Annotated in this window: 1 protein-coding gene and 3 pseudogenes; 2 read left to right on the top strand and 2 right to left on the bottom strand. The window is 67.0% G+C overall.

Features of this window, described 5'->3' with window-relative positions:
- Positions 1-192: 192 nt before the first annotated feature.
- Both AC5RWU_RS24065 and AC5RWU_RS24070 read right to left on the bottom strand, forming a co-directional pair.
- Entirely contained in the window at positions 193-1,290 is a 1,098-nt protein-coding gene (locus AC5RWU_RS24065) for an IS110 family RNA-guided transposase (RefSeq protein WP_493986689.1), read from the bottom strand.
- A 220-nt stretch (positions 1,291-1,510) separates the two neighbouring features.
- Positions 1,511-1,672, bottom strand: a pseudogene (locus AC5RWU_RS24070) (IS3-like element ISPfr13 family transposase); the annotation flags it as partial.
- A 424-nt stretch (positions 1,673-2,096) separates the two neighbouring features.
- On the opposite strand from AC5RWU_RS24070, the pseudogene AC5RWU_RS24075 reads away from it, so the two are divergent.
- Positions 2,097-2,285: pseudogene (locus AC5RWU_RS24075) on the top strand (IS110 family transposase); the annotation flags it as partial.
- Positions 2,286-2,392: 107 nt separating this feature from the next.
- Positions 2,393-2,625, top strand: a pseudogene (locus AC5RWU_RS24080) (IS110 family transposase); the annotation flags it as partial.

The raw sequence follows: 2,625 nt of genomic DNA on the forward strand, positions 1-2,625 counted from the left end.
GTAGTTGTCCTTGTGGATGTCCCTGATCTGCCCGGCCAGCTCCGCGTCCCGGAGGCTGCGGGCCGAGGCCGGCCGGGACCGGCGGGCGTAGTACGTGGCAGATCTGCTCGACTTCGTGGCCGCCGACCCTCATATAGTCGATGAAGGCGTAGATCAGCGGCGGCGAGGGTCGAGCTCCCGGATGCTCCTATGTCAAGCGGCAGCCTGTAGGCGTGGGGCCCGGTCGCGGAAAGCGGCGATTTTCAGCTCAGTTGTCGCGATAGCTTTGTGTGCGTCGTGCGCGCGTTCGTCGGCGCGGAGTGCCTGGAATACCCGGTCGGAAAGACGACGTCGCAGCAGTCGCATCACTTCGACCTTGGTCTTGCCCGTGTCGAGCTGTTTCGTGAAGTACTCGGCGCCCTGGCCGCCGAGGCGTTGCTGGGTGACGGCGGCCATGTGGAGGGAGGTGTTGATGCGGCGGTTGCCGCCGCGGGATAGCCGGACGCGGACCTTGTTGCCTGACCAGACGGGGATCGGCGTGGTGCCGTTGAAACGCGCGAACGCGTCCTTGGTCCTGAACCGGCGGACGCCGGCGGTCTCGCCCACGAGCATCGCCGCGCCGAGCACGCCCATACCGGGGATCGACAACAAGGTCGGATACTCGACCCGGACGATCCTAGCCAGCGGGCGTTCGATCGCGTTGATCCGATGCGTCAGCGCGAGGATGTCGGCGAGCATGTCGCGGGCGATTTCGGCGACCGCGCCGGCCTTGCCTGCGAGTTCGCGTGAAAGCTGCTCGAGCACCACGAATCGTCGCATCCCGCGGGATGGCACGGCCAGCTCCGGATCAAGCTCATGCAGGAACCACCGCAGCCTGGCCTGCAAACCGGTGCGGTATTCAACGAGCCGCTTCCGGTGGTCGGTGAACAGCTTGATGTCCCTGGACGGGCCGGCCAGGACCGCTGCCGGCAGGTCGTCTTCGCGGAGCGCGACCCGAGCGACGGCTTCGGCATCGATCGGGTCGGATTTTCCCTGCTCACGGGCGCCGCGTCGCATGCCCGCCATCAGACGCGTGTGCACGCGGACCACGCGCTGTCCGGCAGTCAACAGGTCGGCCTCAAGCCGGCGGGTCAGGTGGCGGCAGTCCTCGACCGCAACCGTCATCTCTCCGAACGCGTCGAGCCAGTCCACCAGGCGCTGGTGGCCGGCCTTGCGGGCCTCGACGGTCAGCACGCCGACACGTTTGCCGACCTCGTCGACCGCGACGAGCGTATGCGAGTTCTTGTGGGCATCGATACCAACAATGATCATGCGAGTGTCCTTTCTGTCTGATGCGGTGGCTCCGACACCCAGGCACCCGGCGGGCACGCCGCAATCAGGCACGGTCGCCGCGCATGCTCCTACCAGGCCACGCCGAGAACCCGGGAATCGGCGCCGGCGGGGCGGCACATCGCGGAAAAGCCACCAGCAAACGGGGCAGCGAAGAAACGAGCCAACCCCGCCGACATTCAGATCATGACATTGACGCGAAGAAAACCGAGGCTGCCTTGCGGATCTCGTTGGCCTCCCTCAGGTCCCTCACCTCGGCCTTCAGCCGTCGGATCTCCTCCAGCTCGTCGCTGGTCGGGCCGGTCTTCTCCCCGGCGTCGATCCGCGCCTGGACAACCCACTTGCGCAGCGTCTCGATGCCGACGTTCAGCTTAGGGGCCAGGGCCTTGCAGGCGGCGTCCACGGTCGGATAGTCCTCGAGCCGGTCCAGCGCCATGCGGACGGAACGCTCACGGACCTCGGCGGGGTGCTTCCTGGGCGTGTGACGCATCCTTTCACCAGAAAGAAAACGGCACCAAACGGTGATACTGGAACCGGTCTTGAGCCGGTGTGGCTCACCCTCAGACTGACGTGCCCTCAGGCGCTGTCCTTCCCGGGATCTGTCCACCGGCTCAAGGCCCGTCAGGGGTGCGCCGGGCCAGGCGGACATGACTTCATAGGAGCCTGATTCGACCAGTCCCATTACCGTTTTGTCTGCCCGCCTGGCCCGCGCCCGTCAAACGGTCAGCGATCTCAGATGAGGGGCAGTTTCCATCTGGGCCAAAGAAGCATCCGGCGTCATCGCCGGCATCGATACGCATGCCGATACGCACCACGTCGCCGTCGTCACCGAACACGGCAGGCCGCTGGCGGACCGGGAATTCCCGGCGGTAGGTTCCGGATACCGCGAGATCCTGGAATTCATGACCGGCCACGGCACGGTTAGCGCGGTGGGCATCGAAGGAACCGGTTCGTACGGTGCCGAACTCTCCGGAACGATCCGCGGCGAAGGACTGACCGGGCTGGAGGTGAACCGTCCGAACCGCGCCCAGCGCCGCCTGAAGGGCAGTCGGATCCGCTGGATGCCTACCAGGCAGCTCAGTCGGTGCTGGCCGAACGGGGCACCTCGGCCCCCAAGGCCAAGGACGGCCCCGTCGAATGCCTGCGCATCCTGCGCGCTGCACGCTCTTCCGCGGCCAGGGCCCGCACCGCCGCGGTCAACCAGATCAAGGGGCTTCTCGTCCCGGCCCCGGAGGCACTGCGCGCGAAATACCGGGGCACCGGGACCCAGGCGATGATCACAGCCCGCCAGCGGGCCCGGCCGTCCGGCCATGCCGC

The sequence above is a fragment of the Arthrobacter sp. B0427-1-12 genome (genome assembly GCF_059092905.1).

What these genes read in the sequence shown, in the direction of transcription:
- AC5RWU_RS24065 (WP_493986689.1), bottom strand. Translation starts at nt 1,290, where the DNA reads ATGATCATTGTTGGTATCGATGCCCACAAGAACTCGCATACGCTCGTC.